The organism is Pseudomonas sp. PS01301 (assembly GCF_029960215.1).
Lineage (GTDB): Bacteria > Pseudomonadota > Gammaproteobacteria > Pseudomonadales > Pseudomonadaceae > Aquipseudomonas > Aquipseudomonas coleopterorum.
In genome coordinates this window covers 104,308-120,046 of record NZ_JASCPM010000003.1, presented here as the reverse complement: position 1 = coordinate 120,046, position 15,739 = coordinate 104,308, and the positions used below count along the sequence as shown (strand labels likewise).

Below are 15,739 nucleotides of genomic sequence, written 5' to 3'. Positions count from 1 at the left end.
ATCCAGTTCGCAAAAGAGGGGGCCGACCGGGGCCGGCCCGGTGTCAGTGGGCGGCCAGCCCTTTGGCGGCCAGGGCCTGGGCACGCAGGTTGGCGCGCTCCTCGTCGCTCAGGTTGTCCAGCTCTCGGCGCAGACGGGCGATCTTCTCGAGGCGCGCCGGATCGGCGAGTTCACCAAGGGCGGCGGCCAGGCGGGCGGCGTCGGGATGGTCGAACACCAGGCCCGGCGGCACTTCGAGCTTGAACAGGGTGCGCAGGCGCGCGACCAGCTTGATCACCAGCAGCGAGTGGCCGCCGGCCTCGAAGAAATCGTCGTCCACACCCAGCGTCGCAGGTGCACAGCCCAGCAGGTCGGCCATGGCATCGCGCAGACAGGCTTGCAACTCGTTCTGCGGCGCCCGCGCCGGCGTCCGACGCAGCGGCTGGCCGGGATCGGGCAAGGCATGACGATCGATCTTGCCGTTGGCCAGACGCGGCAGGCTGGGCACCGCGAGCAGACGCGTCGGGCACAGTGCCTCGGGCAGGCGCTCGGCCAGTGCCGCCAGTAGCGGCTGCAGGGCGTCATCGGCCTGGCCTTGGGCGAGTACGACGTAGGCGATCAGGCTGGCCATGCCTTCACTGGGTGCCCACAGCCGCGCAACGGCCTGCTCGACGCCGGGCAGGGTCAGCAGCGCCGCCTCGATTTCGCCGAGCTCGATGCGCTGGCCGCGTAACTTGACCTGATCATCCCGGCGTCCCACCAGTTGCAGGCCACCTTCGGCGCGGTAGCGACCCAGATCTCCGGAGCGATACAGGCGCTGGCCAGGGTGGAAGGGATCGTTGATGAAACGGTCGTCATCGACCTGGTCCAGATAGCCACGGCACAACTGCGTACCGCCGATGTACAGCTCGCCCAGGGCACCGGTGGGCACCAGGCGCAGGCGCTCGTCGAGCAGATATATCCGGTTGCCCGCGAGCACGCGACTCAGCGGGACCCGCTCATCGTGGTCCGGCGCGTCCGCACGCACCGGGTGGTAGAGCACACCGACGGCGGTTTCGGTCGGGCCATAATGGTTGAACAGGCGCAACGAGGGCGCTTGCTCGTGCAGTTGCTCGACCAGCCTGCGTGGCGTGGCTTCGCCGCCGAAAATCAGCGTGCCGGGCAGCGGTGCCAAGCCGTTGTCCAGCAGCGCGGCGAAGTGCGACGGCACGAACTTCGCCACATCCGGACGCTCTCGGGCCAAAAAGCGGCCGAAAGCGGCACCCTCGGCAAGATCCGCCTCAGTGGCGATGACCAGCTCGGCGCCCACCTGCATTGCACCGAACAGCAAGGTATGGCCAAGGTCGACGCTCAACGGGCTGGTCAGCGCCAGACGCATGCCAGGCGCCAGGCCCAACGCTTCACTGGCCGCCTGGGCATAGTTGCGCAGCGCACCGTGTTCGACGAGCACACCCTTCGGCGCCCCGGTCGAGCCGGAAGTGAACAGCAGATACGCAAGGTGCTGATCGGTGAGCTGCGGCGGCTGAAACAGCAGCGGTTCTTCACTGCCCGCCTGCACCAGGCTGGCGCTCGGCCACGGCCCCTGGGCGCTGCTCGACCCAGGATCACACAGCACCAGCGCCGGCGCTGCACGGTTCAGCAGGTCGCGGCGGCGCTCGGCGGGCCAGCTCGGTTCCAGCGGCAGGTAGTACGCGCCGACGCTGAGGACGGCGAAAATATGCAGCACTGCCTGCAGCGAGCGCTCGCTTTCGATGGCCACGCACTGGCCGACGCCGACCCCCTGCCCTTGCAGCCAGCCGGCTCGGTGAGTCACGGCTTGGTGCAGCGCGGCGTAATCGAGGGACTGTTGGCCATCACTGAGGGCGATGGCCTGCGGGGTCTGCCGGGCATGCCGAGCGAGCCGCTGGGGCAGCCACTCGCCCGCCGCTGCCGTCTCGTTGGGGGCCAGGGCCAACAGGCGTTGGCGCTCCGTCGTGCCCACCGGATCGAGATCGGCCAAGGCCACGGCGCCATCGACCGGCAGGGTGTGCAGCAAGGTGCGCAGTTGTTCCAGCAGCCCCTCCAGGCTGGCGACGCTGTACACAGCCCCGCTGGCCTCGATGGCCAGGTAAAGGGTGCCGCCCCAGACGCGTGCGCGCAGCAGCAGTTCGAAGGCCGGACGGCTCGGGTAGGCCAGCACCTGCTCGGGCGCAAGGCGCGCGTGCTCGAAGGCGAACCCGGCCCGCAGTGGCGCGGTGCTGGTAGGCGACTGGATCGGGCAGTATTCCTGCCAGCCGAGATGATCGGCCAGACGACCTTCGGCCTGTTGCGACCATTGGGCGAAGAGCGCCGCAGGGTCGAGTTCGACGCGCAACGGCAGGACTTTTTCGAAAACCCCCAGGGTGTCTTCGAAGTGATCGTAGTCGCTGCGGCAATCGTGCAGCCAGCCACCGACGAACGCCTGCTGCCCGCTCAGGCGTCCCAACAGCACCCACCACAGTCCTTGCACAACGAAGTCCAGCGGTTGCCCCAAGGCCTCCGCCACGGCCTGGGCGGCGCCCAGGGTCGACAGGGGTACGGCAAGCTGCGCGTCCAGGCGTGACGCCTGCGGTGTCGCCGGGCTGCCACACACCCCCAGGTGCAGCGCGTTGCCGCGGGCAGGGTCGACTTCGGCATGCTGCCAATAGGCCCGACCCTGGGCAGCGTCTTCGTCGGCGGCCATGTCCTGGCGCCACTGCACATACTGCTCATAGTCCACATCGCTGGAGACCGGCGTGCGGCCCTCCACCGATGCCAGCACATCGACGGCCAGCCGCTCCAGGCTGGGCGGATCGAGAGCCAGGGCAGCCGCCACGAATTCCACCTCGAAACGGTCCTGGGACAGGGCTCGCCAACTGACCGCCAGCACCTCCCCTTCCTCCAGCGTCAACGCAGGCGCGATGGCGTCCAACTCCACCCAACGCACCGCATTGCCCTGGCTGGGACAGGTCTGGCGCCAGCCGAGGAAGCCGGGCACCTGCAGCCAGCGCGTTCCGAGAACGGGCTGACCAGCCGCATAGCGTTGCAACGCGGCTGCAAAGATGGCCGGCCCCTGCGAGGCGTTCACGGCGATGCGCAAGCGATGGCTGCCCGCGTCAGGGCGCGACGAATCGCGGCCCAGCAGGCACGCCTGCTGTTCGGGGCTCAGGGCAAAGGTGTGCAGCGCGCTTGAATCCAGGCTCAGGTCGGTCATTGCGAATATCCTTGAACAGAGAGGCCGGCCATCTGGCCCGAGCGCTCGCCGGTGTCTGCGGCAGCGCCATCGAAGACGCTGCGGTCGGTCATCTCGCCCATGGCCACGACGATTCGCCGCGGACCTTCGAAGGGGTCGCGGGCGTGAGCCACGAGCATGTTGTCGAGCATCGCCACGTCGCCGCGCTGCCACTGGAAACGCACCGCGCAGGCTTCGTAGAGCTGGCCCAGTTGCTCCATGATGGCGTCGTCGATGGGCGTGCCGTCGCCGAAGTACACCTGGCGGGGCATGTGCTCGGCGCCGACGATGCCCAGCAGGTCACGGCGCACGTCAGCCTGCAGGCAGTAGTCGTGGTGCAACTGCACTTGGTTGAAGAACGACTTCTCCCCGGTGAACGGATGGCGGATCACCGCCGGGCACGGCGTACGGGTCTGCAGGCCACCGTTGGCCAGCCACTCGAACGCCACGTCCTGCTCGCGGCAAGCGGCCTCGACCACGGCGCGATCGTCGGTCTTGTAGAAGTCGCGCCAATCCACATCGAAACCGGGAGTAAAGGTGCGCACGTACAGCAAGCCCTTGCGCTCGAAGGTCTCGGCCAGCTCAGTCGGCAAGGCGCGGTACATGGCGCGGCAGTCGACGATCGGGGTGGCGCCGCCCACGGGCGATGGCAGCTCGCAGAAGAACCACTGCTTGCGCGGCCAGCGGCGCAGGTGGGCGCTTTCGTTGTGAAAGAGGATCATCTGCCGCTCGGGGTAAGGCGTGGAGCGGTAGGTGTTGCGCCCGCCCTCCTTCTTCGGCAAGTCGCCATAGGCGCCATACAGACCCGGCTGGATGGCCTCGGCGAACGCCTCGAAGTCTTGGGCGGTGTGCAACCCGAAGCCTCGAAACAGCAAACCGGCATGACGGCGCAGGTGGGTTTCGATGAACTCGCGATGCTGACTGGCCCAGGCACAGGGATCGAGATCGGCGCTGACCGGCTCGATCACCAGCGGGAATTCGCTGTCGGCCGTCAGCGGTGTGCAGCGTACCGCCGGCGTGGCTGCTGATGGCGTGGTTTGGCGGGTGAACGATTTGAGCTTGTCGCGCTTGGCTTCCAACCGCGAGCGACCGCTGGCCGGCGCGACGGGCGCAGGCTGCAAGGCACCCAAGGACAGCGCAGACAGGGGCTGCTCAGGTGCGTCGAGCACCTGCTCGAGCAGGTCGATCCAGGCCGCGACCCAGGCACGCACCCGCGCCTTGTCGAGGATCGCCGTGGCGAACACCCACTCCCCGTTCAGCCCTTGGGCATTGGGGGTGAGGAACAGGGCCATGTCGAACTTCGAGGTCTGCGCCGGCGCGGCCAGCAGTTGCGCGCTCAACCCCGGCACGGCGAACTGGCCATGGGGCATGCTGTGCAGCACGAACAGCGCCTGTACCAGCGGGTTGCGCTGACGCTCACGAGGTACGCCGCTGGCCTCCACGATCTGCTCGAAGGGCAGATCCGCCCGTTCGAAGACCGCCAGGGAATCCTCCCTGACCTGAGCCAGCCACTGACTGAACGGCTGCTGCGCATCGACCCGAGCGCGCAACGGGACGATGTTGACGAAGAAGCCAATCAGCTGTTCCAGCTCCGCCCTGGGCCGACCGGCGATGTCGGTACCGTAGACCAGATCGTTTTGCCCCGTGACGCGATGCAGCAACCAGTCGAAGGCAGCACGCAGGACCATGAACAGGCTGGCACCGTGGGCCTGGCCGAGAGCTTCGGCACGGGCCACCTGCTCGGCGCTCAGCTGGAAGGTCACGCTGGCGCCGTCATTCTGCGGCGTCGCCGGGCGCGGCCGGTCGATGGGCAAGGCCAGGTGCTGTGGCGCACGGCTCAAGTACTCCGACCAGAAATCCCATTCCCGCTGGCGCTCGACGCTGCCTTCCTTGGCGTTCTGCCATGCCGCGTAATCGCTGTAGTGCAGGGTCAGCGGCGGCGATGCCGCTTCGCCACCGGTCAAGCGCGCCTGATACAAGACGCCCAGCGCCTGGACCAGTACGCCGAACGACCAGCCATCACCGATCAGGTGATGCAGGCTCAGCAGCAGCCGGTGCTCTCGATCGTTCAGGCGCACAAGGGTGATGCGCAGCAACGGCGCCTGCTGCAGATCGAAGGGCTCCCCGGCGGCTTCGGCTTCGGCCATGGCTAGGGCAGTGCTCTGTTCCGCATCGCGCAGCCCGCTCAGGTCGAGCAGCGGCAAGGCCAATTCGAGGTGGTCGGCGTAGTGCACGCGGGCCACCCCGTCGGGCCCTGGCACGAAGGCGCTGCGCAGGCTGGCCTGATGCTGCAGCAGATCATTCAAGGCACCGTGCAGGGCGTCGGGTCGCAGCTCACCGCACAGCCGCAGCTGCGCAACCATGTTGTACGCCGCACGCCCCTGCTCGCCGCCCAACTGCTGGGCCAGCCATAAGCTGCGCTGCACTGGCGACATGGCGTGGGGACCGCGGATATCCAGGCGTTCCAGTGGCACCCCAGCCGCCAGGCGCGGCGCAGCGTCCACCATGGCTGCGACCTGGGCAAGGGGCTTGGCGGCAAACAGCGCACTGAGCGGCAGCTCGACGCTGAACTCACGGCGCACCCGCGCGACCACCTGCACCGCCGCCAGGGAATGACCGCCCTTGGCGAGAAAGACATCGTCGCGGCTGATCTCGCCCGCTTCGAGCACCTCGGACCAGATGGCGGCCAGACGCTGCTCGGTCTGACCCTGGGGCGCATCTCCCGAGCCGCTTGCGCAGGTGTCCGTCAACGGGCGGTGGTAGACGTGATAGGCGTCCAGCTCGCCGGTTTCCAGGCGATGACGGCAGGCCGAGCGTTGCAGCTTGCCGCTGGTGGTCTTGGGCAAGGCCGCCGGCTCCAGCAAGGCGATGACGCTGGCCGGTTCCTGCTGGGTGTCGCTGACCACGCGGTCGATGGCCTCGATCAACGTCTGCGGATCGAATTTCTTCTGCGTGCTGCGACCGATCTCGGCCGCGATACCGATGCACTCGCGGCCGTCGACCTGCACCGGGAAGGCCGCGACGCGACCTTTGCGCACCGCGTCGACGCCCTGCTCCACGGCTTTCTCGATGTCCTGCGGGTAGCGGTTCTGGCCGCGAATGATGATCACGTCCTTGGCCCGAGAGGTGATGAACAGGCCACCGTTGTAGAGAAACGCCAGGTCGCCGGTGCGCAGCCAGCGTCCGTCCGGCCGATCGAGGAAGGTCTTCGCCGTGGCCTCGGGGTTGCGCCAGTAACCGCGAGCGACGCTGGGGCCGCGCACCCAGATTTCACCGACGGTATGGTCTGCGACGGGCTCCAGCGTATGCGGATCCATCAGGCGCACCTGGTCGTCGAACAGCAAGCCCCCACTGCTGACCACTTCGGTGCCAGCGGCGTCGGGCACCACTCGACCCTGGGCGAGTTCTTCGTGGTCCACGTGCAGCGTGTAGTAAGGGCCACCGCGAATGTTGCTGGTGACCATCAGGGTCGCTTCGGCTAGCCCATAGCAGGGATGCAGCGTCGTCGCCGCTAGACCGGCCGCGGAGAAGCGCTCGACGAAATCGGCCAGGGTATCGGCGCGTACCGGCTCGGAGCCGCAGAACGCCACACGCCACCGGCTCAGGTCCAGCTCGGCGAGCAGGCTGTCGCGCACGCTTTCGGTACACAGGCGGAAAGCGAAATCCGGGCCGCCGCTCAGGGTGCCGCCATAACGGTGGATCGCTTCCAGCCAGCGTGCCGGGCGCGCAAGAAAGTGTTGGGTGGTCAGCAATACTAGCGGCACGCCGGCGTAGATCGGCTGCAGCATGCCGCCGATCAGGCCCATGTCGTGGTACAGCGGCAGCCAGCTGACGAACACGTCGCCCGGGCGGCTGCCGAACCCCATCTGCAGCAGGCGCTGATTGTCCAGCAGATTGGCGTGGGTGACTTCGACGCCCTTGGGTTCGGAGGTGGAGCCGGAAGTGTACTGGAGCATGGCGATGGCCTCGCCCGATACCTCGCGCGGCTGCCAGCTTCGCGTCGGTTGCGCCTCCAGGTCCTGGACGCTGGCGACCAACGGCGCGCTTGCCAGGGTCAGGCCATCGCGCAACGCCAGCGAGGCATCCAGTGCTGCTTGCTCACACAGGATCAGCGAAGGCTCGGCATCCATGGCCATGCCTTGCAGGCGCTCGGTGTGGAACTGCCGATTGCGTTCCGGTGGATAGGCGGGCACGGCGATCAGTTCGGCATACAGGCAGGCGAAAAACGCTACGATGTAGTCCGGACCGTTGGTCATCAGCAGCAGCACTCGGTCGCCCTTCACCGTGTGCTGGCCCAGGCAGGCGGCCAGGTGGCGGACCCGGGCATCGAGTTGAGCGTAGGTATAGAGTTCGGTGGTTTCGCTGCCGTCGCCGAGAAAGCGCAGCGCCAGTTGCTCGCCCTGGTGTTCGGCGCGCTGGGCCAGCATCTCGATGAGTGATCGGGGTTGAGGCTGGTGTGGGATGGCCATGGGGCGTCCTCCTGCAATCGCAAAAAATCGGGAAATCCGGGGGTGGCTCAACGCACGTCGGCACCGTGGGGCTCGGCCATGGCCACCACCACTTTGCGCGGCCCCTGAAACGGCGCTCGGCCATGGGCGGTGAGCATGTTGTCGAGCATCAGCACGTCGTCGTCCTGCCAGGCGAACTCGACCTGCTCCTGCTGCATCACACCGCGGATGTCTTCGAGCAGGGTTTCCTCCAGCGCGCTGCCGTCGCCGTAGTAGACGTTACGCGGCAAGTCCTCTTCCTCGACCAGGTCGAGCAGGGTTTCACGCACTTCCTCGGGCAGGTTGGACACATGGAACAAGTGCGCCTGGTTGAACCACACCGCGTCACCGGTACGCGGATGAGTCGCCACGGCCTGACAGACCTGTCGCGTGCGCAGGCCGCCATCGTCCTTCCATTCCAGGCCGATGCCGTGGGCCTCGCAGTAGGCATGCACGACGCTGCGGTCCTGGGTGTTGAACACCTGTTCCCAGGACACGTCCAGGCCGTTGCCGTAGTTGCGGGTGTACATGAGCCCCTTGCTGGCGAAGCGCTGACGAATCTGTTCGCCCACTCGCCGATAGATGGCCCGGCTGTCACCGATCGGCGTCGCCCCGCCCACCGGCGAGGCCTGCTGGCAGAAGAACCAGATCTTCATCGGCCAGTCGCGGGTGTAGGCCTGCTCGTTATGCAGCGGGATGTGCTGATGCGGCGGGTATTCGGTGGAGGTGTAGATCCCGCTGGTCACGTTGCTGCGGGGCGTGGAGCCGAATTCGTAAGTGAGCAGATCGGACCCGAAACCCACGGCGAAGCGGCGAAAGCGTTCGGCGTTCTGCACGTCGAAACCACGCAGCAGGACACCGCCGGCCTTGAGCAGTTGTTCATCGATCAGCGTCTGCAGATCAGGCAGGCAGGCGGCCAGATCGAGACCCGGCTCGCGCGCCTCGATCAGCAGGGGCAACGGGGTATCGGCGTGTCGCAGAGGCCGGACATCGAAGCGTGAATCAAGCATGGAAGACTCCGCATACAGAGGAGCGCGCTCAGGCATGACTCAGCCCGGCGCGCGCGAGGAAGGAAGAAGCAAGCGAGGGGCGATAGGCCTTGGCCAGGGTCACCAATCGGCGCAGAAAGTCGGCACGCTGGCGGTGCAGGAAGAAATGCCCGCCGGCGCACATTTCCATCCGGAACGGCCCTGTGCATTCCATTTCCCAGGCCGCCAGAGCGCCGACCGCGATGCTGTCGTCGCGCCCACCGAACACATGCAGCGCGCACGGCAGCGGCTCGCGGCAAGATGGCCGATGGCGCTCGCCCAGCAGGAAATCGGCGCGTAACACCGGCAACACCATGGCCAGCAACTCGGGGTCGTCGAGCACGACCTGGGGCGTGCCGTCCAGGCGCTGCAACTCGGCGACCAGCTCGGCATCGCTCATGGGCTGCGCCTGCGGGTTGCCAGCACGCTGGCTGGGCGCGGTGCTGGCAACGGTGATGAGGGCGCTGGGCGCTTCGAGGCCACGGGCGACCAGGGCGTGGGCCACTTCCAGGGCAACCACCCCGCCGACGCTGTGGCCGAGCATCAGGTAAGGCCCATCGATCAAGGACGCCAGTTCGTCCGCCAAGGTGGCGGCCAGGCTCGGCATGTCCGCCTGCAGCGGCTCGTCACTGCGATGGCCATGACCGGGCAGCTCGACCGGCTGCACGTCGATCCAGGCCGGCAAAACGGCACGCCATGCGGCGAACGGCATGGCGCTCGCCCCGGAACACGCGAAGCAGAACAGGCGGATGCAATCGGGTGGGACGGACACTGCGCGATCTCCTTAAAAGCAGTCGGCAAGCCGGAGTGGCCTTGCCTGGAACACTGCTGATAAGGACGAAACAAAACGGTGCAGAATTAAGCGTTATTGATAAAAATTATCATTTGGGGATAACCAGAACAGGAATCGCGGCCTGTCCTGAGCAGCCTGGGCAAACTCCGCCCAGGCTGCTGGCGAGAGGTGTCAGACCACGGGCTGCAAGGGCGCCGCCTGGGTCGACGCCTCGCGATGGACGATCTGGCCGCGCTCGAGCTTGATCAACTGATCGGCGAGATGGAAGTAACGGTCGTCGTGGGAAATGACCAATAGCGTCTTGCCCTGGGCGCGCAGCTCGGGCAGCAACTCGCAGTAGAACACCTCGCGGAATGCCGGGTCCTGGTCCGCCGCCCACTCGTCGAACACGATGACGGGCCGGCCTTCCAGACAGGCAACGATCAGCGCCAGACGCTTGCGCTGCCCCTGGGACAGTTCACGGGTGGAGAACGAACCGTTGCTGACACTGACCTTGTGATCCAGATGCAACTTCGCCAGCCACTCGCCGGCCTGGGTATCCACGCTCGCATCCGGCGCTTCGAGCAAGGTGTCGAACAGGTGAAAGTCGGAGAAGACCGCCGAGAACAGCTGGCGATAGTCATCCCACTCATCCTCGCCGACCGCTCGACCATCGACGCGTACCACGCCGCTTTCCGGGCGATACAGACCGGCAATCAGCTTGGCCAGAGTGGTCTTGCCGCTGCCGTTGCCTCCCACCAGAAAAGTGATTTCGCCGGGCTTGAGGGTGAGTTGCACCGGGCCGAGGGTAAACACTTCGTCCTCGCGCTCGCTGAAGTAACCGTGGGTCAGGCCGTCGAGCGCCAGGGTCACGCCTTTGGGCGCCGGCGACGGCACGGGGGTTTGCCGCTGGGTTTCAGCCTTCAGCTGGGCCAGGGTCGCTTCGATACGCGCACTGGCGACCCGCGCCTGACTCATCTGCGGCAGGTTCAGCAGTACCCCTTCCAGCGGCCCCATCATGTACAGAAACACCATCACGTAGCCGGTGATCACCGCCGCGTCGGAAGGAATCCACAAGCGCAGAAACAGCACCACACCGATCAGCACCAGGAACAGCAAACGTCCCCAGCCGCCAGTGATGGCAAACAGCATCAACCCCTTGGCACGGTTGTGGCGCACCTGCTCGACGGCGCTGACCAACACCTCGTCGAGAAAGCGCTGCGCCTTGGAGCGATTGAGCTTGAGCTCCTTGGCACCCGAGACCATGGCGTCGAAATGACCGAAGAGTTCGTCCTGGCTGGAGCCGGCCTTGCGAAAATACTGAAGCATGTGCGAATGGCACAGGTGATAGCCTAGCGAACCGAGACCGATGGCCAGCACCGAGACCAGAAAGATCGCCCACGACAGATAGGCCAGGTACCCTAGACAACCCAGCACCACCACGGCGCTGGTCACCAGCATGGGAAACCCGGTGAAGAAGTTCGACAAGGTGGTGGTGTCGTCGGCCAAGGCCGCCTGGATGCGCCCGCGCCCCGCCGTTTCCAACCCCCTCAGCGGTGCCGCGACCACATGCCGGGAGATGTGCAGGCGCAAGGTGGCCAGGCCTTGCTGGCTGAGGTGCGCGAACAGCGCCCGGGACAGCACCTGGCTGCCCATCACCAGGGCGATCACCAGCACGAAAGGCAGCGCGTAACCGGTGAGGTCTTGCAGCGATGCGTTCAGGGCCTGGTTGATCAGCGCCACCAGCAGCACGTTGGCCAGGCCGCAGACCAGGCTCGCGCCGATGGCCACGGCCAACCGCGTGCGCGAAGCGCGAACCAGCATACCGAACAATGACATGGGGTCTCCTTGAGAGTCGGCGGGCGCAGGCATCACGCCTGTCGCCGTCGATAGTTGGGGTTACACAGGTAAACGAAGCCGGCGGTTGATTCTTTACCGCGATAAAGTCCATATGCCTACAGGGTATTGGGAAGCAAACGCAGTTGCTATAGACTCCCATTCTCGCCAGGAGGCGATCGTTCTGCATCGGAGTCAGCCTGCAATGTCCCTTACCCGCCGTCGAGCCCTGACCGGCCTGGCGCTGCTGCCAGCCGCACTGTGCGGTTCGTCTCTGGTCGGCGCTGCCGACGCTGTCGTGCCAACCGCCGTAACCCAAGCAGCGCCGAAAGTCGATATCGTCAGCTTCGAGCCCGCCCTCACCGAAAGCCTGCTGGGCCTGGGCGTCGTGCCCCGTGCCGTGGTCAACGCCGGTTTCTATCGCGAGTTCGTCGCTCAGCCCTCCCTGCCCGACGATGTCATCGACCTGGGCCCGAGTATCGAGCCCAACCTGGAATACCTGCAACGCCTGGCACCCGCCCTGATCATCGGCACGTCCTGGCAGCTCGAGGGTACCCTGCTGCAGCGCATCGCGCCGCTGCGCACCTTCGACATCTATGCGGCGAACGCCCAACCCTATCGCAATGCCGGGCAAGTGTTGCTCGACCTCGGCACGCTGGTCGACCGTCGTGCCCAGGCGCAAGCCTTGCTGGAACAGACCGACCAGTTGCTCGAAAGCCTGCGTGCCAGGCTCACCCCGGTCAAGGACCGCCCGGTGTACATCGCACGACTGAATCCGGATGGCCGTCACCTGCTGCTGTTCGGCGCCAAGGGCATGTACCAGGCCGTGCTCGACCGGCTGGGCCTGCGCAACGCCTACCAAGGGCGTACCAACGCCTGGGGCGGTAGTCCGGCGGTGGGCATCGAGACGCTGCTGGAACACCCGGATGCCGCATTCCTGTACTACACCAACCCCCGCGAAGCGGTCGCGGCGCAGCGCCGCCTGGACAACAGCCCCATCTGGCGCGCCCTGCCGATGATCCGCGAGGGCCGCATTCGGGCGCTGCCACGCTTCTACCCCAGCGGCGGCCTGCTGACCGCGCAACGCCTGGCCCTCTCGATCACCGAGCAGTTGCTCGCCATGGAAGCCGACCATGCCTGATTCCCCTTCACGCCTGCGTCGCCAGCCCGCCTGGCTGGCCCTTGGACTGCTGCTGATCGCACTGGCGTTGAGCGTGCAGCAGGCCAGTTCACTGCTTGCACACGGGTCATGGGATCACGTATTCGGCTCGGTGATACCCGACGACTTCTCAGCCCTGCTGGTTCGTTACAGCTACCTGCCGCGCCTGGTCGTCAGCCTCGTGGTCGGCGCCGCGTTGGCGCTGGCCGGGGTGATTTTCCAGCAAGTGCTGCGCAATCCGATCGCCGAACCGACCACGCTCGGGGTTGCCTCTGGAGCCCACCTGGCCCTGGCCACCTGTGCGATCTACGCACCGAGCCTGCTCGACGGTGGTCAGGAAGGCGTCGCCCTCATCGGTGCCGGACTGGGCATGCTGGCGGTGCTGGGCCTGGCCTGGAGCCGACGCATGTCACCGGTGGCGCTGATCCTGTCCGGGCTGATCATCAACCTGTACTGCGCGACGTTGAGCACCTTGCTAGTCTTGGCCAACCATGAGGTCTTGAACAACCTGTTCATCTGGCAATCAGGCTCGCTGAACCAGAACAGCTGGCAGGATGTGTATCACCTGGCGCCTCGTCTGGCGGCCGTGGCCGTGCTCGCCGCCCTGCTCGCTCGGCCGTTGGAAGTTCTTGGCCTTAATGACGCCACGGCCGGTAGCCTCGGCCTGTCGCCTGGGCGCATGCGCCTGCTGGCCCTGAGCGTGGCCGTGGCCTTGAGCGCCAGCACCATCGCCAGCGTCGGCGTGATCGGCTTCCTTGGCCTGGCCGGCCCGGCCCTGGCCCGACTGGCCGGCGCTCGCACATTGCGCCAGCGTTTGATCTGGGCGCCGGTGTTCGGCGCCTTGCTGCTGGTGCTCGCCGACCAGTTGGTCCAGGCCTCGGCGCGCGTGCTGGGCGCCGAAATGCCCACGGGTATCTTCACCGCCTTTCTCGGCGCGCCGCTGCTGCTGGTGCTGCTGAGTCGCCTGCAGGAGACCCGCATCAATCCACCCGCCAACGCCGGCAACGTTCGCTCCCTTTCCCTCAAACGGACCCGTTGGGTACTGCTTGCGGTGCTGGTCGTGTCCGTTTACCTCGCGCTGACCTGGGGACGCGGCGCGGACGGCTGGTATTTCAGCAGCGGTGCGACCTTCGATGCGCTGCTGCCCTGGCGCGCGCCCAGGGTGGCCGCCGCGTTCGCCGCTGGGGTGCTGCTGGCCCTGGCCGGCACCCTGATGCAACGCATGACCGGCAACCCGATGGCCAGCCCGGAAATGCTCGGTGTCAGTTCCGGTGCGGCGTTGGGCGGCATTCTGGTGCTGGTCATCGTCCCCGGCTTCAACCCCTGGGTGCTGCTGGCCGCGGCCATCGCCGGCGCCCTGATCGCGTTGCTGGCCATCGTCGCGCTGAGCTGGCGCAGCGCCTTCGCGCCAGACCGCATGCTGCTCACCGGCGTCGCGCTGAGCACCCTGCTCAATGCGTTCGCCGCCTTGTTCATGGTCAGCGGCGATTCCCGGGTGCTGCTCATGCTCAGTTGGATGACCGGCTCGACCTATCGCATCGACGCCGGCCAAGCGCTGGTCGTCAGTACCCTGGCGGTGCTGTTCCTGCTGGTCACGCCGCTGTGCAACCGCTGGCTGGCGATCATGCCCCTGGGCGCCGAGCGCACGCGGGCGCTGGGGATATCCCTGGGCGGCAGCCGCCTGGCCCTGCTGTTGCTGACCGCCGTGATGACCGCAGCCGCCACGCTGGCCGTCGGCCCCTTGAGTTTCGTCGGCCTGATCGCGCCTCACATCGCACGGATGCTCGGCGCACGCCGGCCGATCGCGCAATTGCTGCTCTCGGCCATGCTCGGCGGCACGCTGCTGGTGCTGGCCGACTGGCTGGGCCGCAACCTGGTGTTCCCGTGGCAGATCCCGGCGGGGATCTTCGCGACCTTCATCGGCGGGCCGTATTTCATGTGGCTCCTGGTGCGCAAGCGCTGAGCAGAATCAGCAAGGAAGCAGGTAAAGATGGGAATCAACCTTAAATAATTACGATTCCCATTCGTTACAATTCTACCTAAGCTATGCCCTGGAACCACCCGACCGGTCAGTACCCGGTACGTTCCTGCGCGCTGGCCCACGCGAGAAGCCACTCACGGAGAAGCACCATGACCACGCCGAACTTCACCCTGCCCTTGGCCGACGGCCGCCACGTGATCGCCCAGGTGGCGGACGATGGCAACGGCAGTCTGGCAATCGAAGGGATCGAACCGGTGCACTTTTTCCGCCAGGACGGCCATGTGCGGCTGGAGAACCTGCCCGTGGCGTTCCCGGTCAGCGGCCTGCTCGCCCTGCTCGGTCAGGTCTTCTGCAATTCGTCCCGCGTCCCTGGGCTGGAAGTCAGCGCCCCGCTCGCCCTCGACCGCGCGCGCGACGCGGTGCGTGAGGGGGTGTTCGATACCCTTCTAGGCCACGACGGCCGCACCGCACGCCTGGCCTGCGCCCGCAGCAGCTTCTGGCAACACCCGCTGCCCTGGCTCACCACTCCATCGGCCGCCGGCATGCCGCTGCGCTACACGCTCAGCGGCGACAAGCGTCACCCACAGCGCCCGCCGATCCCGCACGGCGAGGTCTACCGCCGCGAACTACCGGGCCTGAAGACCACGTTCACCCTGCGCACCGTCGACATCGGTCTGGACCTGGAACGCTTCAATCGCTGGATGAACCTGGAGCAGGTCGCGTTCTTCTGGGAGCAGACCGGCAGCCCCGAAGAACACGCCGAATACCTGCAACAGATGCTCGATGACCCACGGGTGTTGCCACTGATCGGCAGCTACGACGGCGAGCCGTTCGCCTACTTCGAGATCTACTGGTGCAAGGAAGATCGCATCGCTCCCTATTACGACGTCCAGGACCACGACCGTGGCTGGCACGTGGTGGTCGGCGAGAGCAAGCACCAGAGCGCCGGCAAGCTCAAGGGCTGGTTCCGCTCGCTCATGCACTACATGTTCATCGACGAGCCGCGCACCCAGCGCATCCTCGGCGAACCGCGGATCGACCATACCCGGCAGATCGGTTTCCTCGAATCCCAGGGCTACGGCAGGCTCAAGACCATCACCCTGCCGCACAAGCAAGCCGCCCTGTTGCGCCTGGAGCGCGAGACGTTCTTCGACGAGTACTGCCCGTAACCGCCGCCAATGGGACGCCCGCTGCTTGATGGGGATCATGCAGCGGGCGACATGACTTCAACTCACCAGAAAAACAACACTTCACACTCAGGAGCCGCC

Annotated in this window: 8 protein-coding genes; 3 read left to right on the top strand and 5 right to left on the bottom strand. The window is 66.5% G+C overall.

All coding sequences use genetic code 11. From position 1 onward, the window contains the following. Positions 1 to 43 precede the first annotated feature (43 nt). From QMX89_RS02560 to QMX89_RS02540, 5 genes are all read right to left on the bottom strand, one after another. Complete coding sequence (locus QMX89_RS02560; protein ID WP_282346570.1) at positions 44 to 3,190, bottom strand: non-ribosomal peptide synthetase; 3,147 nt, start codon at positions 3,188 to 3,190, stop codon at positions 44 to 46. Continuing rightward, a complete protein-coding gene (locus QMX89_RS02555) occupies positions 3,187 to 7,677 on the bottom strand; it encodes a condensation domain-containing protein (protein ID WP_282346569.1) in 4,491 nt (1,496 codons plus the stop codon). Before QMX89_RS02555 ends, QMX89_RS02560 begins: the two co-directional genes overlap by 4 nt. A gap of 47 nt (positions 7,678 to 7,724) precedes the next feature. Next, on the bottom strand, positions 7,725 to 8,705 hold the full coding sequence (locus QMX89_RS02550; protein ID WP_282346568.1) for a TauD/TfdA family dioxygenase: 981 nt from the start codon (positions 8,703 to 8,705) through the stop codon (positions 7,725 to 7,727). Positions 8,706 to 8,733: 28 nt separating this feature from the next. Further along, on the bottom strand, positions 8,734 to 9,495 hold the full coding sequence (locus QMX89_RS02545) for an alpha/beta fold hydrolase (protein ID WP_282346567.1): 762 nt from the start codon (positions 9,493 to 9,495) through the stop codon (positions 8,734 to 8,736). A 192-nt stretch (positions 9,496 to 9,687) separates the two neighbouring features. After that, positions 9,688 to 11,334 (bottom strand): cyclic peptide export ABC transporter, encoded by a 1,647-nt coding sequence (locus tag QMX89_RS02540; protein WP_282346566.1) that lies wholly within the window; start codon positions 11,332 to 11,334, stop codon positions 9,688 to 9,690. Between the two features lie 202 nt (positions 11,335 to 11,536). On the opposite strand from QMX89_RS02540, the gene QMX89_RS02535 reads away from it, so the two are divergent. From QMX89_RS02535 to QMX89_RS02525, 3 genes are all read left to right on the top strand, one after another. Then, positions 11,537 to 12,472 carry an ABC transporter substrate-binding protein gene (locus QMX89_RS02535; RefSeq protein ID WP_282346565.1) on the top strand — a complete coding sequence of 312 codons (936 nt, stop codon included), beginning with the start codon at positions 11,537 to 11,539 and terminating at the stop codon, positions 12,470 to 12,472. After that, positions 12,465 to 14,453: a Fe(3+)-hydroxamate ABC transporter permease FhuB gene (gene fhuB / locus QMX89_RS02530; RefSeq protein ID WP_282346564.1), complete on the top strand. Its 1,989-nt coding sequence runs from the start codon at positions 12,465 to 12,467 to the stop codon at positions 14,451 to 14,453. Before QMX89_RS02535 ends, fhuB begins: the two co-directional genes overlap by 8 nt. Before the next feature lie 167 nt (positions 14,454 to 14,620). Continuing rightward, entirely contained in the window at positions 14,621 to 15,640 is a 1,020-nt protein-coding gene (locus tag QMX89_RS02525; protein WP_282346563.1) for a GNAT family N-acetyltransferase, read from the top strand. The last annotated feature ends 99 nt before the right edge of the window (positions 15,641 to 15,739 follow it).

What these genes read in the sequence shown, in the direction of transcription:
- QMX89_RS02560 (WP_282346570.1), bottom strand. Translation starts at nt 3,190, where the DNA reads ATGACCGACCTGAGCCTGGATTCAAGCGCGCTGCACACCTTTGCCCTG.
- QMX89_RS02555 (WP_282346569.1), bottom strand. Translation starts at nt 7,677, where the DNA reads ATGGCCATCCCACACCAGCCTCAACCCCGATCACTCATCGAGATGCTG.
- QMX89_RS02550 (WP_282346568.1), bottom strand. Translation starts at nt 8,705, where the DNA reads ATGCTTGATTCACGCTTCGATGTCCGGCCTCTGCGACACGCCGATACC.
- QMX89_RS02540 (WP_282346566.1), bottom strand. Translation starts at nt 11,334, where the DNA reads ATGTCATTGTTCGGTATGCTGGTTCGCGCTTCGCGCACGCGGTTGGCC.
- QMX89_RS02535 (WP_282346565.1), top strand. Translation starts at nt 11,537, where the DNA reads ATGTCCCTTACCCGCCGTCGAGCCCTGACCGGCCTGGCGCTGCTGCCA.
- fhuB (WP_282346564.1), top strand. Translation starts at nt 12,465, where the DNA reads ATGCCTGATTCCCCTTCACGCCTGCGTCGCCAGCCCGCCTGGCTGGCC.
- QMX89_RS02525 (WP_282346563.1), top strand. Translation starts at nt 14,621, where the DNA reads ATGACCACGCCGAACTTCACCCTGCCCTTGGCCGACGGCCGCCACGTG.